Raw genomic sequence first — 19,394 nt, 5'->3', positions numbered from 1 at the left:
GGCCTTATCGACCGCAATCGTGATATGCGCTGAGAGGTGAAAGATTGTTCGTGGTGCGAAAGAAGGGACTCGAACCCCCACGCCGTAAGGCGCTGGAACCTAAATCCAGTGCGTCTACCAATTCCGCCACTTTCGCCCAGATTTACGAATTGCTTTTTACCGCTTTTTTGCAGCATTAACGCGCGCATTTTACCGCAAACCACCCCCGTTCGCGTATAAGAGCCGCCTTTTTTGTTCCCAATTGCGGCGCGAAAGTGCTTGTTTTGCAAATATAATTCGCCAACTCATCCAACTCTGCCCGCAAGTGCCTGTCGACCATTACGAGAACTTCCCGGTAGCGTCCTGGCTCCTGCCTCGGCATCTACGGCCTTCTGTCGAGATCATTTATGCGTTTGCGCGCTCCGCGGATGATTTTGCAGACGAGGGATCGTTGACAATTCCTGAGCGCCAGGCAATGCTCAATGATTACCACCGCGAGCTGGATCTGATCGCCACAGGTGTTGAGTCCTCGAATTCGCTGTTTGTGCAACTTGCGGAGATCATCCGCGAGCATGCATTGCCGATTCAACTATTTCGCGATCTCATTGATGCATTTCTTCAGGACGTTACCAAGACGCGATACGCCGATTTTGCGGAGTTGATGGACTACTGCCGCCGGTCTGCGAATCCGATTGGCCGGCTATTACTGCACCTGTATCGACTGGCGGCCCCGCAAAACCTGATTTGGAGCGATTCAATTTGTTCCGCGCTGCAACTCATCAATCATTGGCAGGATGTGGGCATCGACTGGAAAAAAAATGCCGGTGGTCGCGTCTATTTGCCACAGGAAGACCTGGCCCGGTTTGGATTGAGCGACCACGACATTGCGGCGCAATGCAGCAGTGAGTCATGGCAACGCATGATGGCATTTCAATGTGAACGGGCACGCGGCATGATGGACGACGGTCGCCCGCTTGGCCGAACTCTTCCGGGTCGCATGGGCGCAGAATTGCGAATGATCATCGCCGGCGGCAGGACGATTCTCGACAAGATTGACGAGGCACACGGGGACGTATTCAGACACCGACCACAACTCACCAAGTGGGACTGGCTAAAAATTGCGCCACGCGCACTGGTTTTACAGTGACAACCGACGAGTACCGCCGAATATCAGAATATTCGCGAAGCAGCGCGCGTTTCGAGCGCGCGCAAAGTTTTGGCGGAAGCACCGCGCCATGACGCCACACGAATACTGCCGTGCAAACGAAAGATCACAAAGCCATGCGCGTGGCGCGCAAGAGCCTTTTTTTGGCGGACGAACCAAACCATGACGCCAGACGAGTACTGCCAAAACAAAGCCGCCAAAAGCGGCTCCAGCTTCTACTACAGCTTTCGTTTTCTGACGGCGGATCGAAGACGAGCGATCACGGCGCTTTATGCGTTTTGCCGCGAGGTCGACGATATTGCCGATGAAGTCGCCGACATCGACGTGGCACGCGCGAAGCTTGGCTGGTGGCGCGCCGAAGTGGCCAATTTATTCGCGGGTCATCCGCAACATCCCGTTACCCAGGCGCTCGAGTCGGCAACCCGACTATTTGGCGTTGATCAGAATCGCCTGAACGAGATCATCGATGGCATGGAAATGGACTTGACCTGGCATCGATACAACGATTACGAATCACTAAAGCTGTATTGTCATCGCGTTGCCGGCGTCGTTGGGCAACTTTCGGCAAGTATTTTCGGATATTCAAATCCACAGACTTTGGACTACGCAGAGAACCTGGGCCTCGCATTTCAATTGACCAATATCATCCGCGATGTCGGCGAAGATGCACGCCGCGATCGAATTTATTTGCCTGCCGAAGAACTACACCGGTTCGGCGTCACAGTGGAAGACATCCTTCGCGCACGCCACTCGGCGAACTTTGAGCAATTGATGGCATTTCAGGCCGAGCGGGCAAAGTCCTTGTACGACGAGGCTTTCCGGGTACTTTTGCCTGAAGAACGGCGTCCACAGCGGCCCGGACTAATAATGGCCGCGATTTACAGAACATTGCTAAACGAAATTGAACGCGATGGTTTTAAGGTTCTCACTCAGCGCACATCACTCACCCCACTTCGCAAATTCTGGATCGCATGGCGCACCTGGATGACGCCGTGACGGCAGTTGCGTCGTCAAGGGTAGCGATCATTGGTGGCGGATACGCGGGAATCGCGGCCGCTGTTTCACTCGCCGAACGCGGCGTCCGGGCAACTCTGTTTGAAGCCGGAAAAGAGTTGGGTGGCCGAGCCAGGCGCATCGAGTACCGCGGCGAGACTATCGATAACGGGCAGCATATCCTGTCCGGTGCGTACACGGAGTTGCTGCGCATGATGGCGCTGGTCGGTGTGCCGGATACCGCAAAATCGCGAATTCCGCTGACGCTTGTCATGCCCCCGGATTTTTCCTTGCAGGCTCCGAGGTGGGTCGCGCCGTTCCACCTGGCCTGGGCGCTGCTGTCCGCAAAAGGGCTTGGCCTCGCAGACCGGCTTGCGGCCATTCGTTTCATGCAAACACTGAAGCGGTTGAAATTTCAGGTCAACGCCGCTGACACGGTAGCAACGTTGCTTGCGGCACACACCCAACCGGAAAAACTCGTCCGATATTTGTGGCAGCCGCTGACCATTTCCGCGCTGAACACACCCATCGCCACGGCATCCGGGCAAGTGTTCGCCAATGTGCTGAGGGACGCGCTCGCATCCTCGCGCGAAGCGAGCGATTTGATACTGCCACGCATCGACCTTTCGGCGCTCTTTCCGGATATCGCCGCCAACTGGCTTGTCGCCCGCGGTAGCGTGGTCAATCGCGGCCTGCGCGTCGACAGCGCGATGGTAACGCAGGGCACGTTTCAACTCGCCACGAATGAGGGTCAGGCGACTTTCGCCGCGATGATTGTTGCGGTCGGCCCCCACCAGTTCCACGCGATCTCGCTGCCCGCGGGTTGCAACCCTGTCGTGCCCTTCACCTATGAGCCAATAGTGACGATTTATCTGAAGTTCGACCAGCGCGTGCGCTTGCCACGGCCGATGCTCGGGCAGGTTGACGGCATGGTGCAATGGTTTTTTGACCGGCGCCCGCCTGGCGTAAGCGCTGCCGGCAGCACTCCTGACGATGGCCTGATTGCAGCGGTCATCTCCGCATCCGGCCCGCACGATTGTTTGTCACACGAAGAACTGGCGGCACACGCGTTGGCAGAATTGGGCAGACACACCGGCCCATTGCCAGTGCCAGCGTGGTACAAGGTCATTGCCGAAAAATTTGCAACGTTTGCCTGTACTTCCTCCATCCAGGCGAGACGGCCTTCGTGCCTGACGACCACGCCGGGCCTCTTCCTGGCAGGGGACTACACGTCCGGTCCCTATCCGGCCACTTTGGAAGGCGCGGTGCGTAGTGGTATTTGTGCCGCCGATCAAGTCCTGCACTACGTATCCAGGCCGAAACCATGAACCAAACCACCATCAACTTACCGATTGATTACCAGCCTGCAACGGACTTGCTCAAAGATCGCGTCATCCTCGTCACCGGGGCAGGACAAGGCTTGGGCAGGGTCGCCGCACTCGCGTACGCGCGGCGCGGCGCCACGGTCATTCTTCATGGCCGCAATATCCCGAAGCTTGAGGCGGTCTACGACAAGATCGAGGTAGAGGGGTTGCCGCAACCGGCGATTCTGCCGCTGGATTTCGCCAAGGCCACGCAGACGGATCTTGATGGTTTTGCGCAGGCGATACATAGCAGCATGCCGCGGCTGGACGGGATCTTTCACGGTGCCAGCCATTTCGTCTCGCCGATGCCGATGGGGCTTCACGATCTTGACGTGTGGATGCAGCACGCCAGAGTGAATTTGGTCGTGCCGGCAGCGCTTACCAAGACATGCACGCCGATGCTGAAGCGCTCCGATGATGCCTCTGTGATCTTCCTCACCGAAACCCATGCATTGCAACCCAAGGCATATTGGGGGCCTTTCGCCGTCGTGAAAGGCGCGCTGACAGTTTTGACGGCAATTTTGGCCGACGAATCCGACGCTGTCCCCAATCCGCGCTTCAATCTCTGCCTTCCCGGACCGGTCGCCAGCCCAATGCGCGGGCAGAGTCATCCAGGGGAATTGGCTTCCAGCTTGCCTCTGCCGGAGTCGCTGGCGGCGAGTTTCCTGTACCTGATGGGCCCGGACAGCGCCGGGATTACCGGACAATTACTCGATTGCCAACCGCGCGCTGCCGGACTTTGAAAAGATTGAATTCCTTGATCCTGTTTCTCGCCATAGACCGGCAGGACGCAATATGTTCCGAATCTCCCTCAGTTTTCGGTAACATATGGAAAAAGATCAATAACATCCGAGACAAACCTCCAATCGTACGCAAGAGAATCGGCAATCATTCATCGTGAGCACCATGCTTGATCAGGGAAATCGAACTTTTATCGGCAGCGTCGTATTTGTCGATATCGTCGGTTATTCAAAGAAATCGGTGTCAGAGCAGATCGCTTTCAAGGATCGTTTTACCGAGCTGCTTTCTGACTCCCTAACTGATATTCCACCCGAACAACGGCTGATCCTCGATACGGGCGACGGTGCCGCGTTAAGCTTCCTTGGCGATCCTGAAGATGCTTTGTTTGTCAGCATGAATCTGCGGGACATGGTCAATCGCGCCGATGCGGCAGCGGGTAACCCTCAACCTTCCGGCATCGAAGCCGTAGATGCAATCAGCGCCGATACATCAGGCGCATCAGGTGGATTGCCCCTGCGAATTGGCATCAATCTCGGGCCAGTCAAACTGGTGCGCGATATCAATGGACACCCGAATATCGTCGGCGACGGAATCAATGTTGCGCAGCGCATCATGAGTTTTGCGCGCCCCGGGCAGATTGTCGTGTCGCGATCGTTTTTCGATGTCGTGTCGGTGATCTCGGAAGAGTATTCAAAGCTCTTCAAGTACGAGGGCTCCCGCACCGACAAACATGTCCGCGAACACGAAATCTATATCGTGGGCGACTCGGATGAAGCGTTCAAGACCGCCAAGGCAGGGACGGTCGATCGGGCAGCGGCGACAAACCCGAACGCGCGCGCACAACGGCAGGCAGGCATTGACACCGGCACTTACGGCGCCAGACAGCTCGGCGAAACGGGCTCGGTCCCATTTTTGCAGGATCGAAGGAAGCTGACGATTGCCAGCGGCGCACTCGCGGCGGTCGTCCTCGCGCTAGCGCTGACATTGATTCTGAAGCAGCCCGCCGTAAAGCCGACGGGCGCGAACCTTGCCGCAAAGATCAGTGCGCCTACACAATCGGTCACGACCGCGCTGCCACCTGACACGCCGGCTCGCGCGCCTGCCGATTCATCCAAATTCGCCGATGGGCCGGCCTCTGTCGCCGCCGTGCCGGCAGCCGCTTCCTCTTCAGCGCCGATCAGCCCGCCTTTCATCAGTGCCGCCACGGGTAAGCCGGACACCACCAAGGCGGACACGGCGAAGCTTGCATTGTCCGAGGGACGCCTGAATCTGAGTATCCAGCCGTGGGGAGATGTATTCGTCAATGGCAAGTCGATCGGTGTCTCACCCCCCTTGAAGCAGCATAAACTGCCAACGGGAAAATATCGCATTGAAGTAAAAAACACTTCGTTCACTCCATTTGTCCAGAACGTAGAGGTCAAGCCGAAGGAAGATGTCAGCATCAAACACAAGTTCCAGTAATTTTCGCGGCAGACCTGCGCGATTATGCATAAAACTTTCCCGCTATTGCCGCAATCAGGGTCAATTCATGTCGTTCTTCTGTTCTCGGGCAATCATTCGGCATCTCTGCGCGTATATCCGCAACAGCGTGACGCTTGGGCTCATCGCAATATTGGCCGGCTGCGCGGTCAACCCGCCCGCACCTGCCGTATCCGCACCGGTCGTCTCTGCACCGGAAGAACTGGTGAGGGTGCATCGTATCGCGCGCATCCAGGCCAACCTCAATGAGGGATTGAAGCAATATGAAGCGGGCAGCTACGAAGAGGCCTTCAAGAATCTGCTCATCGCGCTCGACAGCGGGATATTGACGGTGCCCGAACAGTTGCGTGCCCGCAAGCATGTGGCATTCATACAATGCGTCAACAACCGGGAACTGGTCTGCAAGGAAGAGTTTGAAAAGGCCTTCGTCCTCGATCCCGCATTCGACTTGACGCCAGCCGAAGCCGGACACCCGACATGGGGTCCGATTTTTCGGCTCGTCAAAACGGAAATTGAATCACGAAAATCGGGCAAACCGCTGCCGGCTCCGGTTGTTCGCCTCCCGCTGCCAGGCGAAAAACTGTTCACGGAGGCAATGAAATCGTACGACGACGCCGACTATCCCAAAGCCGTCAGACTCTTTCAGGAGAGTTTGAAAGTGACGCACGCACCTGCGGAACAAATACTTATCCACAAATTTACGGCATTCAGCTATTGCCTGACAAACCGCCAGACCTTGTGCCGCGCCGAGTTTGAAAAAATCCTGCAGCTGAATCCGGCATTCGAACTCGATGCCGCCGAGGCGGGCCATCCTTCCTGGGGCCCGCCGTTCCGCACGGTCAAGGCCAAACAAAAACCGGCGTCCGCAAAGAAATAACATGATCGAAACACTCGGCCGCTACAAGATTCTCTCCATCATTGGCCAGGGCGCAATGGGCGTGGTCTATAAAGCCGTCGACCCGATGATTGACCGCACAGTCGCCATCAAAACGGTCAATTTGCATCTCAACAAGGACGAACTGGCCGAATACGAACTACGCTTCCGCCAGGAGATCAAGGCGGCTGGCCGTCTAAACCACCCCAACATCGTGACGATTTATGACGTCGGCCGCAACGACGACATGGCGTATATGGCGATGGAGTTCCTTGAAGGCAAGGAACTCAAAGACATCCTTGCCGATGATGGACGCCCCGCCGTGGCGATGTCGGTTGACTGGATCGCGCAAATTGCGCAAGGGCTATCGTTTGCACATGATAACGACGTCGTTCATCGCGACGTGAAGCCTTCAAATATCATGATTGTGCGCGGCGGGCTGGCAAAAATTACCGATTTCGGCATTGCCCGCATGCCCGCCTCGGCCGTCAAGACCATGACGGGATTGATCCTCGGCAGTCCTCGCTACATGTCGCCGGAGCAGGTGATCGGGCGCAATCTCGATCACCGCACCGATATTTTTTCGCTCGGCGTTGTCCTTTACGAATCACTTACCGGCCTGCCGCCTTTTGATGGCGACAACGTAAACGCCATCATGTATGCGACGGTAAATACCATTCCACCCGCGCCCTCGAATGCCAACGCCGGCATACCCACCATGCTCGACCTGGTCGTCGCCAAGGCGCTGGCAAAAACGGTTGACGAGCGCTATCAGACGATGCGCGAATTTGCCGATGATCTTGCGCAGGTCAAGCGCCTGCTGCATGCAAAACAGCCGGCTGGCGACGTGCTGGCCAAGCAGGCGCCTCCGTCGGCAAAACCACCGGTGCTGGATGCGCTGGGCATTGGCCGGTTTCAAAAAGCGGGCGGCGCGGAAGAAGAGTCCAAGCCACTCAAGCTCTCCAAGGCATTTGACTCCTTCGATGCCACCGTGAAACTCGCCGCGATGACCAACCAGATCAGCGATTTCGGCGATTACATTTCCGAAACCCAGAAAATGCGTGCCTACCAAGGCAGCATTACCGGCGCGCTGGCGGATCAGACAATGCAGTCGAACGCTGGTAACAATCGAGGTGGCACCTCAACGCCTGGCATGTCCCCGGAAGATTCCGGCACTTCAGGCACGTCCATTACCCTCGGCCAAATGCGCAGGATGGAAGCAGAGAGGGTCGCCGAGGAAAACCTGCCCAGCAATCTGTTGCCAATCGTAATCATCGTGCTACTGGCTGCGCTCGCGGTGGGCCTCTCGGTGGCGCTAATCATTCGCTAGCCTTTCCACTCGGCCAGAAATACAAAAACAAGCACTGGCGCGGATCTTCAGGCATTATTGGCCTGAAAGGCGCGCCGGTGCTATGGTTTTCCTGAAAAACAATCAACTTTTCCGTGCCGCGCGCGGAGTCAATGGATTGCCGCAATACCCAAATGAACCGCACACGTTTTTTTCGCGTCGCCAGCATCGCCGTCCTCATTGCCGTCTGGGCGCTTTCGTTGCTGCCCGGTCCCGACGTACCGGCTGTACCCGGCGGTGACAAATTGCACCACGCACTCGCCTATTTCGCGTGCATGTTCTGCTGGGGCCAGTTATACCGGCGTCCGGTGCAGCGGCTGAAACTCGCTATTGGATTTGTCGCCATGGGCGCGCTGATCGAATGCATCCAGTATTTGACGCCGACACGATCCTTCGAATTTCTCGATATGTTGGCCGACGCACTCGGTGTCATTGCCGGGTGGTTTGTTGTGACCGTGCAACTGTCGGTTGAACGGCGGTTGGCCAGTCGGGCGCTGTCCTCTCATCCGGCGGATTGATTTGCGTTGGTGACGACACTCGATCACCTGGTCCTTGGCACCTCCGACCTTGTCAAGGGCGGCGCCTGGCTGGAGCGATTCCTGGGTGTCAAGCTGTCGCCTCGAGGCACGCACCCGCGTATGGGGACACACAACCGCCTGCTATCGCTTGGTCCGCAAAGCTACCTCGAGCTGATTGCCATCGATATCGACGCGGAACCTCCATTCAAGCCGCGCTGGTTCGGGCTTGACACCCGAGACGTGCAGGAACGTATCGCCGCGCGTCCGCGCTTGATCGGCTGGGTGGCCCGAACCGGCGACGTCGATCAGCTAATGCAGAAAACCGGTGGCCTGCTGGGCGGCATATATTCGATGGAACGCGGCAACGAACCGGAAAAGTACCGATGGCGCATTACGATTCCGGAAGACGGTCATCCGGTCGAAGGCGGTTTGGTGCCGCATCTGATTCAATGGGACGTGCCGTTTCACCCATGCGATCGGCTCCCTGACCAGCAATGCCGCTTCGAGTGGATGGAGGCAGCGCACCCTAACCCAGCCAAGGTGAACTATCTGCTCGCGGAACTGGGACTGCAAAACACGCTAACCTTGACATCGACTCCACCTTATTCCGGCATGACCCTGTGCGCATATATCCGCACGCCACAGGGCGTGAAAACATTGATGAGCTAAACTGAAAGCCAAACATGAAGATACTTGCGTTGCGCATTTTCTACATCTTGCTTGTGCTCATTGCCTTGGTGGCGGCGATCGTCGGCATTGAATACCTTGGAGGACAACCCATGGGTCTGTTTTCTGGTTCGCGTCCAGCCAACCTCGGCTTCTCGGCGGGGAAATTCGCGCCTCTGTCCTGGAAACCAAATAGCGTCTCGTCGACCGTGGAAAATAGCGACGCCCACTTCATCGCCCCACTCGCGTTCAGTGCCCCGTCCGCTGACGCATGGAAGAAGCTTCAAGTCATCGTCAAGAGTTCGCCAGGGATCAATGTGGTCACAAACAGCGCCAATTACCTGTACGCCGAATTCAAGAGTGCCGGCATGGGTTTTGTCGATGACGTGGAATTCGCGCTGGACGAAAGCGCGAGCACGATCCACGTGCGATCGGCGTCGCGCCTGGGTGTGCGCGACTTCGGCGTGAACCGCGCACGTATCGAATCCCTTCGCGCACAATTCGCAAAATAGCGGGGAGTATCGACGTGAAGTGGCTTGCCTGGCTGTGGGCTGCGCCGGTCAGCATGTTCGGCCTGATGTTCGCGGCAGTCATTCGCGCCACCGGAGGTCAACTGTGCCGCCACGGTAACGCCTGCGAAGCCACGGGCGGTTGTGCGCCCCGGCTACTTTGGCTGATGAATCCGTGGATGCACATCGAGGCCATCACATTCGGTCACGTCATCATTGCCGGCGATGCAATGATTGCCCGGCGCCTGCGCGCGCATGAGCAAATTCACGTGCGACAGTACGAGCGCTGGGGAATGTTGTTTCCGGTCGCGTATCTTGCCGCCAGCGCCATGGCAATTCTGCGCGGCGAATGCCCATATCGCGGAAACCGGTTCGAGCAGGAAGCCTTTTCAGGGAAGAACGGCAGGGGCCACTAGCGCCATCGCCACGATCACTGCCTGCCGATCCGCATTGAAAAAGCTGGTGGGCGAGGCCTCCGCATCGATTATGCCCAAGAGTTTTCCATCCGCATCCAGAATCGGCACGCAGAACTCCGATTGCACCATATCGTCGCACGTATAAAAACCACCGCCCTGCGCGGTGTACGCAGCTACATCGTCGATCAGTTTTGCTTGCCCCGACAATCCGACAGTGCTGTTGGTACTGCCCTTGGCGAACTCTGCATTGAGCGGAAACTCCGCCCGACTGGGACGGCCGCGATAGGCAAGCTTGACCAGCACATCGGAACCCGCCGCGTTTGTGCGGCGCTGATATATGCCGACCCAGTCCGCTCCGGTCACCATCGTGGCACGTGTGACAAGAATGTTGAGCAGCTTGAGTTTTCGCGTCACGGGATCGCTTTCACCGCCCAGCACCGGCGCAAGATCAAACAGGACCGGATCCATTTCATCGTTAAGTGAACAAGCACCACCCTCCGCCGTGACCGGCACCTGATAGCGATACAACGCGTCGTTCGACACCTCCATCGGCGTGGCCAATTGCGCGATGAAATCATGAATCGCCTTTTCGACGACCGGCGCGTGGTCAGCCAATGCATCCAGACCGGCGCCGAACAGATAACTGCGAATTTTCTCCGGTGTGCTCATCCATGGCCCCGAATCAATGCCTGATCGAGATCGTCGATCAGATCATCGACGTTTTCGATTCCGGCCGACAACCGCAACAAATCGCCCGGCACCGGAGATCCCGCACCTTCAACACTGGCACGATGCTCAATCAGGCTTTCCACCCCACCCAGCGAAGTCGCACGCTTCCAGACCTCCACGTTGGCTGCGGTTGCAATCGCTGCAGCTTCGCCACCCGCATTGCCACCTTTAACGCGGATCGACAACATGCCGCCAAAGCCGCCCAGCATTTGCCTTGCGGCAATGTCGTGACCCGGGAAACTCTTGAGCCCGGGATAAAGCACTTCCGAAACCAATGAGTGGTTGCAGAAGAAATCGGCAATGCGCTGCGCCGAGCGGCACGCCGCATCTACCCGCAAAAACAGGGTACGCATTCCGCGCAATAACAGCCACGCCTCGAACGAACCGAGCGTGCCGCCCATTTGCGCGCGCACCGCCTTCACTCGCGTCCAGTAATCCGAATCCGCGCGCGCCACCAGTGCTCCGGCGATCAGATCCGAATGTCCATTCAGATACTTGGTTGCGGAGTGCATGACGATATCAGCACCGAGAGTGAGCGGGCGGGTGAGGACGGGCGAGGCAGTCGTGGAATCCACCGCCAGCATCGCGCCACCGGCGCGCGTGATTTCCGCCGCGGCGGCAATATCGGTGATGGTCCACAACGGATTGGCGGGGGTTTCAATCCACACCAGCTTGGTCTTGCCGAAACGCAGGCTGCGTTTCAGTTCATCGAGATTTGACATGTCGATAAACTCGACCTGCAGTCCCCATTGCGTCGCAAAACCTGCCAGCCAGTTGCGAAGCGACCAATACATGACCTTGGGCACGATGACGTGATTGCCCGGCTTTAACGCCAAAAATGCCGCGGTCGCCGCTGCCATGCCGGACGCAAACAGGGCCGCATGTGCCCCTTTTTCCAGCGCGCAGAGAACCGCTTCTGCCTGATCGAAGGCGGGATTGTGATCCCGCGCATAGACGCGACCGCTACGATACTGATTGTCCGGGTCACGCACGAAAGTTGTTGCCGTGTGAATCGGCGGGGAAATCGCCTTGGTCGCCTCGTCTACCCAGCCCAGTGCCTGCGCGGCGACGGTTTCCGGCATTACTCTCTTGGCATCCATATCAACCCTTCCGGTCAGGCGAGGCGGCTACATTGATGGGCGGCAGATCCCGGAAGATCACTTCCAGCCCGCGAGATTTCATCCAGTCCGCCACGGCGAATCCCGTGGCGCGCGGCCAGGGCCGTAGTTCGTGCGGCTGGTAGCGCCGGTAATCGACCAGTTCCGGGCTCAAGCGGATTTCGCCGGTTGCGATCACGTGGTAGCACAGCATGATCTCGTTCTTGCGCTCAAAGATGTAATTGCCGATGAGATTCGTTTCAACGACATCGAGATTGAGTTCTTCCTTGACCTCACGCGCAACCCCGAGCTTCGGATCCTCATGTTTCTCAAGATAGCCCGTCACCAGCGCATAGGCGCCCTCTGGCCAACCCGCGCCGCGCGCGAGAACAATGGCGCCGTCATGCTCAACCAGTGCGCCGACCGCGGGCGTCGGGTTTTGCCATTGCACAAAACCACAGGCTTCGACAGGGCAAGCGCGACGTATTCGCGTTCCGCCGTCATCCGCGATTTCGCGGTCAATCAGCTCAGTTGCGCAACGCGGACAATGTTTGAAAATTTCGAACATGTGTACCGGGGCGCCCTACTTGCTGGCGACCCAGTCCTTGACGCTGGCCAGCGCCGACGGCAAGGCCGCCGCATTGGTTCCCCCCGCCATCGCCATGTCCGGCTTGCCGCCGCCTTTTCCGCCGACCTGTTGTGCAACATGGTTGACCAACTCACCCGCCTTGTATTTGGCGATCAGATCATTCGTTACGCCCGCAGCCAGGCTGACCTTTTCGCCATCGGCGACGGCGAGCACGATGATGCCGGACTTGAGCTTGTTCTTCAATTGATCCATCGTCTCGCGCAAGGTCTTGGCATCCGCGCCGTCGAGTTTGGCCGCCAGCACTTTGACGCCGTTGACTTCAGTGGCCAGATTCACAAGGTCATCTCCCTGCGACGCGGCGAGTTTGGACTTCCACTGCGCCAACTGCTTTTCCAGCACCTTGACGTGGTCCATCAACTGCTCAATTTTCGTCTCCACGTCTTGCGGCTGTGCTTTCAGCAAGGCCGCCGCATGATTGAGCTGTGATTCCATGTTCCGGACATAGTCGAACGCGACCGAACCAGCCACCGCTTCGACGCGACGCACACCGGCGGCAACACCACCCTCGGCAGTGATCTTGAAAAAACCGATATCGCCGGTGCGAGTTACGTGGGTACCCCCACAGAATTCGCGCGATGTGCCGATATCGAGCACACGCACGATGTCGCCATACTTCTCGCCAAACAGCATCGCCGCGCCCGTTTTCTGCGCGTCTTCAATCGGCATCACGCGCGATTGCGCGGCCTCATTCTTCAATATCTCCGCGTTGACGATTCGTTCCACCCTGGCGATTTCTTCCGTCGTCATCGGCGCATTGTGCGCGAAGTCAAAGCGCGTCTTGTCGGCGTCGACGAGCGAACCTTTTTGCTGTACGTGTGAGCCGAGGACGTCGCGCAAGGCCTTGTGCATGATATGCGTCACTGAATGGTGGCGCATCGTGCGATTGCGTTTGTGAATGTCGACATTGGCGGCGACGGTGTCACCCACCGCAAGTTCGCCGGTCGTGAGCGTGCCGTAATGACCGAACACGTCGGACTGGATTTTTTGCGTATCCTGCACCTGGAACAATGTGAGGCAGGTTCCACCTTTGGTCAGCTCACCCGAGTCGCCCACCTGTCCGCCCGACTCCGCATAGAACGGCGTCTTGTCGAGCACCACGATGCCCTCGTCACCGGCGCCGAGCCGTTCGACCGGCGACCCACCACGATACAAGGCCACCACACGGCCCTCTTCCGAAAGTGTGTCGTAGCCACGAAATTGCGTCTTGGGCCCGTTGTATTCAAGTGTGGCACCGGCCTTGAACCGGGAGCCCGCACGTGAACGTTCCTGCTGCTCGGCCATCGCCTTGTCGAAACCCGCCATATCGACGTCAAATCCGCGTTCGCGACCGATGTCGGCGGTCAGGTCAATCGGGAATCCGTAGGTGTCGGAAAGTTTGAACGCGGTCACGCCATCGAGCCGCTTGGGATTGGCTTTCAACGCTGTTTCGAGGATTTCCATGCCCTTTTCCAGCGTCTCGCCAAAGCGTTCCTCTTCCTGTTTCAACACGGCCTTCACGCGATCTTTCGATTGCGCGATTTCCGGGAATGCATCACCCATCACGTTGGAAAGTTCGTCCACAAGCTTGTAGAAAAATGGCTTCTTCTGGCCAAGCTTGTAACCGTGCCGCATGGCGCGACGCGCAATGCGGCGCAGTACATAGCCACGACCGGCATTTTCGGGAATCACCCCGTCGCATACCAGAAACGCGCAGGCGCGAATGTGGTCGGCAATCACACGCAAACTTGGCAATGTCAGATCTTTCACGCCCGTCTCGCGCGCGGCCGCCTTGATCAGCGCCTGGAATAAATCAATCTCGTAATTGGCATGCACATGCTGCAATACCGCCGACAGTCGCTCCAACCCCATGCCGGTATCCACTGACGGTTTAGGCAGCGGAATCATCGGGCCATCCGCCACTTCGCGGTTGTACTGCATGAATACGAGATTCCAGATCTCGATGAAACGGTCACCGTCTTCTTCCGGTGAGCCGGGTGGTCCGCCCGGAATATGCACGCCGTGATCGTAGAAAATCTCGCTGCATGGCCCGCAGGGGCCGGTGTCGCCCATCATCCAGAAGTTATCGGACGCAAATTTGCTTCCCTTGTTGTCGCCGATACGCACGATGCGTTCCCTGGGCACGCCGATTTCGTTGGCCCATATGTCGTAGGCCTCGTCGTCGTCCGCATAGACCGTTACCAGCAGCTTTTCCTTCGGCAGCTTGTAGACCTCGGTCAGCAATTCCCAGGCGTACTGGATGGCCTCGTGCTTGAAGTAATCACCGAAGCTGAAGTTACCCAGCATTTCGAAAAAAGTGTGATGACGCGCGGTGTAGCCGACATTTTCAAGGTCGTTGTGCTTACCGCCGGCGCGCACGCAACGCTGGGACGTCACCGCGCGGACGTAGGCTCGCTTTTCCTTGCCGAGGAAGCATTCCTTGAACTGATTCATCCCGGCGTTGGTGAACAACAGCGTTGGATCGTCCCCCGGCACCAGTGAACTGGAGGCCACATGAGTGTGACCTTTGGAGACAAAATAATCGATAAAAGCCTGGCGAATGCCGGTTACGGTGGTGAGATTCATGGTGTCTTTTGCGGAGTGGCCCGACGATGGGGCATGTGTGGCGGCGGAGAACCGGCATTTTACCTCAGACACCCACTCAACACGAGCGCCAATGTCCCGCCAATGACGCAGCAAGGGTCAAGCTGGAGGTTCGATCGAGGAACCCGACTAACCGGTTTCAAACCCAAGCATTTGCTTGACCACTTGATACTTGTCTAGCAGGTTTTCGTCGGATTGCCCGCCCATATTCAGCGTCGCATAGCGATGGCTCCCAAGCCATTTCATCTCGCGCTTCAGTCCGCCACCGGTCTTGATGAACAGCGCCAGAAATGCGTCCGGGTCGAATTCCCTAAGCCAACTGAGCTTTTCATGCGTGGGCGGGTTGGCAAGCGGCGTGCCATCGAACTTGCGGAACACAAAGCTGGTGGCCAACTTGTACTTGCCATGCCCGCGCGTCAGGTCCGGCTCGTCGCCAACAGCAATTTTCAGCGCGATATCGTGCAAATTGATGCCATCGACCTTTTCATAAAGGTCCGAAAATTGCGCGGCCATGCGCGGGTTGACTTCAATCATGCGGCATTCGCCTGTCGCCGGGCAGACACGCATTTCAACATTGAACATTCCATGATCGAGCCCTAACGCCTCGATGATCTTGCCCGCTGTTGTGCGTGCCCGCTCGGCATGCGCCTGTGGCAGGCGGGTCGGATATTCAAAGCGCATGAACTGGTCGGTTCCCGGATACATCACCGCATCGACAATGCCCAGCACATGGATTTCGCCATCGATCACCACGCCATCGACGTTGATCTGCTTCCCGTCGATCAGTTCCTCCGCAATCATCCAGTGCGCATCGACATCAAAGTCGGTGAGCTTGCACACGACGTCGTTGAATGGACGCACCAGGCGCTTGATGATGTATTGCTCCCACGGATGGAACGTCATGTGCTGCTGAAGTTCTTCAAAGTTATCGACCCGTCGCGCCAGCACGGAATAGGCCGCCTTGACCGGCTTCACGTAAAACGGAAATCTGAGCGGAATTTCATCCGCCGACTTAAACGTATAGGGAAAGGCATGAAACGCCACATTTGCTTCCGGCAATGCCTTTTCCAGAATTCGCCGCGCAATGTATTTGTGCTGCGACGCGATCAGCGCCTTGGGATTGGCGCCCGGCAAGTCAAGCCGTTCCGCGAGCAATGCCGCGACCAGCGCGCCAAATTGTTCATTGCTGGAGGTGATTCCATGCAGCGGCAGTGAGCCGTACGTTTTCGCCAGCTTGTCGACGAACTTGAAGATATCAAAAGTGAGCAGCCGGGCATTGCTGGGGAAACTGAAGAGATCAAACCCGTCATAGAAAAACCGGTAGCCCTTTGCGCCATTGAGATCAGCAGCTTTTTGCAGTTGCAAGCGGTCCCAGTCGGCGTCAAACAGCACGAGAATGTTTTTCAACAGTGAAATACCCTATTGTTGTTTTGTCCCGGAATATACGCGCACGCCGGATGACTGGATTCTAGCAGCCGATCAACGAAGGATTCCGAATGGATCCAACTGCGAGCACGCCGCGCACACGACCTTGTATAACGGGCCAAGTTTACTTACCAGTATGAAACCACCATTTTCGTCGCCAGCAAAACCATCAAAACGGCAAAGATCCTCTTCAAGGTCGACACCGGCAAGCGATGCGCCGCGCGCGCGCCCATAGGCGCCGTGATGATGCTGCCGGCCACCAATGCGATGAGTGCGGGTAGAAAAACAAAACCCAGGTGATATTCCGGCAGATCGCGGACACGCCATCCAGCCGCGATGTAACCGAGCGTCCCGATGAGAGTTACCGGAATGCCGATCGCGGCACCGGTACCGATAGCGCGATGCATGGCGATACCGCAATAAAGCATCACCGGCATGACGAGAAATGTGCCGCCCGCCGATACCAGTCCGGATAGAACGCCAATGAACATACCGACCAGAAACAGCGGCCCGGCGGAGGGTAAGGACCGCGAGGCGTGCGGTCTCTTGCCGAGCAGCATCTGGATGGCGGCGAGAAATACGATGAGCGAAAACGCCATCGCCAGCGTGCGCTGCGAAATCCATCCGGACGCAAAGGTCGAGAGCAACGAGCCGGCCATCATGCCGGGTACCATGCGCTTGACCACGTCCCAGTCAACCGCGCCATGCCGGTGATGTTCGCGTACGCTCGCGCTCGAGGTAAAAGCTGCGGATGCCATCGCGGTGGCCAGCGCCATGTGCACGTTATGGTCAGTCGTGAGGCCCTGCGCGGTGAACAGTGCCGCCAGAATCGGCACCAGCGTCATGCCGCCGCCGATTCCAAGCAGGCCCGCAAGGAACCCGACCAGTGCGCCAGTCAGCACGTAAGTGGCGAGCCAGATCATGACACCATGAATCTCCGTATTAAGAACAATTAGCGCATCTTTCAAATGCCCTTCAATGTACCGCAATTCAGCCGGGAGGCACGTTCACTTTTCCGGCTTCGGCATTGTGTCCATCATGAAGGCGCGACGTGTTTCAGGCTTCAGATCCTTGGACTCTTCCATGGCCTGCTGACGCTCTTTGCAGCCGGCTTTCATTTTTTTCGCTGCAAGACCGAATTTGTAACAAAATTGTTGCCTCTGTCATGCCCCATAAGATCGTCAACATGTATCGAGACAAAATAAAATCCCTTATCCGTACGATTCCCGACTTCCCCAGGCCAGGAATCCAGTTCCGCGATATCACGACGCTATTGAAGGATGCTGAAGGCCTGCGCCTGACCATCGATGCGTTCGCGGCCCGCTGCCGCGGCAAAACGATCGATGTCGTCGCCGGCATCGAATCGCGCGGCTTCATCGTCGGCGCACCCCTGGCGCTCAAGCTCGGCGTGGGATTTGTGCCCATTCGAAAACCGGGCAAATTGCCAGCCGGCAAGGTCGGCATCGACTACCAACTGGAGTACGGCAGCGACCGCGTCGAGTTGCACGTGGACGCCATCGCGTCGGGAAGCAACGTCCTGTTGGTCGATGATCTCGTCGCAACGGGCGGGACGGCACTGGCCTCGGCGGCGCTCATTGAGAAAGTCGGCAGCCGGATAGCGGAATGTCTGTTCGTGATCGATCTGCCTGACCTGGGGGGACGCAAACGACTGGAAACCCAGGGCTATCGCACGTTTGCGCTCTGCGAATTTGAGGGCGACTGAAAATCAAGGCCGCTGACTGCGTTTGCCGATTGCCTCGGGATTAAGCACGTTGACTGGCGTGCCCGCGGCGAATCCCAGGATGCTTTCAATCGCCCCGCCATAAAAACTTTCCAGCGCCTGCGTCTCAACATAGCCCAGATGCGGCGTGCACACTACATTCGGCATGGCGAGCAGAGGATGACCACCACCCAGCACTGGCTCGTCTTCAAACACATCAATTGCTGCCGAGCCGGGCCGGCCCTGCCGAAGTGCCGCGACCAGCGCGCCATCTTCGATCAATTGTGCGCGGCTGGTGTTGACGATCAAGGCGGTCGATTTCATGCACGCCAGATCGGCGCCGGTGACGATTCCGCGCGTGTCCTTGTTCAGCGGAATATGCAGCGAGATTACATCGCAAGACTCAAAAAATTCCTCGCGCGAATCGGCCACTGCAAAACCCGCCCCGCGCGCCTTCGCGAGCGACCCTTCGCGCCCCCAGCACAGCACTTGCATGCCAAACGCGCGGCCAATACCGGCCACCAGACTGCCGATGCGGCCGAACGCATAGACACCCAAGGTCTTGCCATGGAGCCCGGTGCCCACGGTGGTTTGCCACTTGCCCGCCTTCAGCGCCGCTACCTCCCGCGGAATATGGCGAACGCTGGAGAGTATCAATCCCCACGCCAGTTCTGCCGTGGCATGCGGACTGCCGCTTCCCGCCGCCGCGACGACAATGCCGTGTTCAGTGCAGGCCACCACGTCAATATGCGCAGTATGCCGGCCCGTCTGGCTGACCAGTTTCAGGCGGGGCAGCCGCTCAATGACGGCGCGTGGAAAGTGCGAACGTTGCTGGGTCAGTATCACCGCATCGGCATCGTGCAAACGCTCCGCCAACTCCACCGGGTCTTTCTCGGTATCGCGAAAAACCGTGACGCGATGTTCCTTCAGCCGGGTAAAGCAGTCCAGCGACCACAGCGCATCCGGGTAATCGTCAATGGCGATGATATGCATGAGTTTCGACGAAGCCTTTCAACAATTCAGTCATTCATTTTGCATCTGTAAACGATGGCGACGTAAGCATTTTGGCGCATTTTGGTGCATCTTGGCCCGGCGGTCATGAAACCCTTTTTTTATCGCGTGCGCCCGGATGCCGTGGATTT

At 57.6% G+C, this 19,394-nt stretch carries 19 protein-coding genes and 1 tRNA gene; 12 read left to right on the top strand and 8 right to left on the bottom strand.

Annotated elements, in window-relative coordinates; genetic code table 11:
• Positions 1–51: 51 nt before the first annotated feature.
• A tRNA-Leu gene (locus tag IPP88_07215) sits at positions 52–136 on the bottom strand.
• A 168-nt stretch (positions 137–304) separates the two neighbouring features.
• Here IPP88_07215 and hpnC point away from each other — a divergent pair.
• The 11 genes from hpnC (at position 305) to IPP88_07160 (ending at position 10,052) form a co-directional block, all read left to right on the top strand.
• The gene (gene hpnC, locus IPP88_07210) at positions 305–1,126 is read left to right on the top strand and encodes a squalene synthase HpnC (protein ID MBL0122521.1); all 822 of its coding nucleotides are present in this window, start codon (positions 305–307) and stop codon (positions 1,124–1,126) included.
• A 180-nt stretch (positions 1,127–1,306) separates the two neighbouring features.
• Positions 1,307–2,140, top strand: coding sequence for a presqualene diphosphate synthase HpnD (gene hpnD, locus IPP88_07205; protein ID MBL0122520.1), 834 nt, complete (start codon positions 1,307–1,309; stop codon positions 2,138–2,140).
• Entirely contained in the window at positions 2,116–3,465 is a 1,350-nt protein-coding gene (locus IPP88_07200) for an FAD-dependent oxidoreductase (protein MBL0122519.1), read from the top strand. The genes hpnD and IPP88_07200 overlap by 25 nt, the downstream gene beginning before the upstream one ends.
• A complete protein-coding gene (locus IPP88_07195) occupies positions 3,462–4,244 on the top strand; it encodes an SDR family NAD(P)-dependent oxidoreductase (GenBank protein ID MBL0122518.1) in 783 nt (260 codons plus the stop codon). Before IPP88_07200 ends, IPP88_07195 begins: the two co-directional genes overlap by 4 nt.
• A gap of 154 nt (positions 4,245–4,398) precedes the next feature.
• Positions 4,399–5,703 (top strand): PEGA domain-containing protein, encoded by a 1,305-nt coding sequence (locus tag IPP88_07190; protein ID MBL0122517.1) that lies wholly within the window; start codon positions 4,399–4,401, stop codon positions 5,701–5,703.
• Positions 5,704–5,770: 67 nt separating this feature from the next.
• Positions 5,771–6,598: a TssQ family T6SS-associated lipoprotein gene (locus IPP88_07185; GenBank protein MBL0122516.1), complete on the top strand. Its 828-nt coding sequence runs from the start codon at positions 5,771–5,773 to the stop codon at positions 6,596–6,598.
• Between the two features lies 1 nt (position 6,599).
• Positions 6,600–7,925, top strand: coding sequence for a serine/threonine protein kinase (locus tag IPP88_07180; GenBank protein MBL0122515.1), 1,326 nt, complete (start codon positions 6,600–6,602; stop codon positions 7,923–7,925).
• A 152-nt stretch (positions 7,926–8,077) separates the two neighbouring features.
• A complete protein-coding gene (locus tag IPP88_07175) occupies positions 8,078–8,461 on the top strand; it encodes a VanZ family protein (protein ID MBL0122514.1) in 384 nt (127 codons plus the stop codon).
• A 9-nt stretch (positions 8,462–8,470) separates the two neighbouring features.
• Positions 8,471–9,130, top strand: coding sequence for a VOC family protein (locus IPP88_07170; protein MBL0122513.1), 660 nt, complete (start codon positions 8,471–8,473; stop codon positions 9,128–9,130).
• A 110-nt stretch (positions 9,131–9,240) separates the two neighbouring features.
• Positions 9,241–9,639, top strand: a complete 399-nt coding sequence (locus IPP88_07165; GenBank protein MBL0122512.1) for a DUF1499 domain-containing protein — start codon at positions 9,241–9,243, stop codon at positions 9,637–9,639.
• A 14-nt stretch (positions 9,640–9,653) separates the two neighbouring features.
• Positions 9,654–10,052 (top strand): hypothetical protein, encoded by a 399-nt coding sequence (locus IPP88_07160; protein MBL0122511.1) that lies wholly within the window; start codon positions 9,654–9,656, stop codon positions 10,050–10,052.
• Here the strand turns inward: IPP88_07160 and IPP88_07155 are convergent.
• From IPP88_07155 to IPP88_07130, 6 genes are all read right to left on the bottom strand, one after another.
• Entirely contained in the window at positions 10,026–10,721 is a 696-nt protein-coding gene (locus IPP88_07155) for a GAF domain-containing protein (GenBank protein ID MBL0122510.1), read from the bottom strand. The genes IPP88_07160 and IPP88_07155 overlap by 27 nt on opposite strands.
• A complete protein-coding gene (locus IPP88_07150; protein ID MBL0122509.1) occupies positions 10,718–11,881 on the bottom strand; it encodes a PLP-dependent transferase in 1,164 nt (387 codons plus the stop codon). The genes IPP88_07155 and IPP88_07150 overlap by 4 nt, the downstream gene beginning before the upstream one ends.
• Before the next feature lies 1 nt (position 11,882).
• Positions 11,883–12,446: an NUDIX domain-containing protein gene (locus tag IPP88_07145; GenBank protein MBL0122508.1), complete on the bottom strand. Its 564-nt coding sequence runs from the start codon at positions 12,444–12,446 to the stop codon at positions 11,883–11,885.
• 15 nt (positions 12,447–12,461) lie between these two features.
• The gene (alaS, locus tag IPP88_07140) at positions 12,462–15,089 is read right to left on the bottom strand and encodes an alanine--tRNA ligase (GenBank protein MBL0122507.1); all 2,628 of its coding nucleotides are present in this window, start codon (positions 15,087–15,089) and stop codon (positions 12,462–12,464) included.
• Positions 15,090–15,236: 147 nt separating this feature from the next.
• Positions 15,237–16,514 (bottom strand): ATP-grasp domain-containing protein, encoded by a 1,278-nt coding sequence (locus tag IPP88_07135; GenBank protein ID MBL0122506.1) that lies wholly within the window; start codon positions 16,512–16,514, stop codon positions 15,237–15,239.
• 146 nt (positions 16,515–16,660) lie between these two features.
• On the bottom strand, positions 16,661–17,455 hold the full coding sequence (locus tag IPP88_07130; GenBank protein ID MBL0122505.1) for a sulfite exporter TauE/SafE family protein: 795 nt from the start codon (positions 17,453–17,455) through the stop codon (positions 16,661–16,663).
• Positions 17,456–17,718: 263 nt separating this feature from the next.
• Here IPP88_07130 and IPP88_07125 point away from each other — a divergent pair, with 263 nt between their 5' ends.
• Entirely contained in the window at positions 17,719–18,255 is a 537-nt protein-coding gene (locus IPP88_07125; GenBank protein MBL0122504.1) for an adenine phosphoribosyltransferase, read from the top strand.
• 3 nt (positions 18,256–18,258) lie between these two features.
• On the opposite strand, the gene IPP88_07120 is transcribed toward IPP88_07125, so the two are convergent.
• A complete protein-coding gene (locus IPP88_07120; GenBank protein ID MBL0122503.1) occupies positions 18,259–19,245 on the bottom strand; it encodes a D-2-hydroxyacid dehydrogenase family protein in 987 nt (328 codons plus the stop codon).
• Between the last annotated feature and the right edge of the window lie 149 nt (positions 19,246–19,394).

The organism is Betaproteobacteria bacterium, assembly GCA_016720925.1.
In the GTDB taxonomy this organism is placed as follows: Bacteria; Pseudomonadota; Gammaproteobacteria; order Burkholderiales; family Usitatibacteraceae; genus UKL13-2.
Note: the sequence above shows the minus strand (reverse complement) of the source record. Positions and strands in the feature narration are given on the sequence as shown.

Excerpts from the sequence above, each read along its gene's own strand:
- hpnD (MBL0122520.1), top strand. The coding sequence starts at position 1,307 with ATGACGCCAGACGAGTACTGCCAAAACAAAGCCGCCAAAAGCGGCTCC.
- IPP88_07200 (MBL0122519.1), top strand. The coding sequence starts at position 2,116 with ATGGCGCACCTGGATGACGCCGTGACGGCAGTTGCGTCGTCAAGGGTA.
- IPP88_07195 (MBL0122518.1), top strand. The coding sequence starts at position 3,462 with ATGAACCAAACCACCATCAACTTACCGATTGATTACCAGCCTGCAACG.
- IPP88_07185 (MBL0122516.1), top strand. The coding sequence starts at position 5,771 with ATGTCGTTCTTCTGTTCTCGGGCAATCATTCGGCATCTCTGCGCGTAT.
- IPP88_07180 (MBL0122515.1), top strand. The coding sequence starts at position 6,600 with ATGATCGAAACACTCGGCCGCTACAAGATTCTCTCCATCATTGGCCAG.
- IPP88_07175 (MBL0122514.1), top strand. The coding sequence starts at position 8,078 with ATGAACCGCACACGTTTTTTTCGCGTCGCCAGCATCGCCGTCCTCATT.
- IPP88_07165 (MBL0122512.1), top strand. The coding sequence starts at position 9,241 with ATGGGTCTGTTTTCTGGTTCGCGTCCAGCCAACCTCGGCTTCTCGGCG.
- IPP88_07155 (MBL0122510.1), bottom strand. The coding sequence starts at position 10,721 with ATGAGCACACCGGAGAAAATTCGCAGTTATCTGTTCGGCGCCGGTCTG.
- IPP88_07150 (MBL0122509.1), bottom strand. The coding sequence starts at position 11,881 with ATGGATGCCAAGAGAGTAATGCCGGAAACCGTCGCCGCGCAGGCACTG.
- IPP88_07145 (MBL0122508.1), bottom strand. The coding sequence starts at position 12,446 with ATGTTCGAAATTTTCAAACATTGTCCGCGTTGCGCAACTGAGCTGATT.
- alaS (MBL0122507.1), bottom strand. The coding sequence starts at position 15,089 with ATGAATCTCACCACCGTAACCGGCATTCGCCAGGCTTTTATCGATTAT.
- IPP88_07130 (MBL0122505.1), bottom strand. The coding sequence starts at position 17,455 with ATGATCTGGCTCGCCACTTACGTGCTGACTGGCGCACTGGTCGGGTTC.
- IPP88_07125 (MBL0122504.1), top strand. The coding sequence starts at position 17,719 with ATGTATCGAGACAAAATAAAATCCCTTATCCGTACGATTCCCGACTTC.
- IPP88_07120 (MBL0122503.1), bottom strand. The coding sequence starts at position 19,245 with ATGCATATCATCGCCATTGACGATTACCCGGATGCGCTGTGGTCGCTG.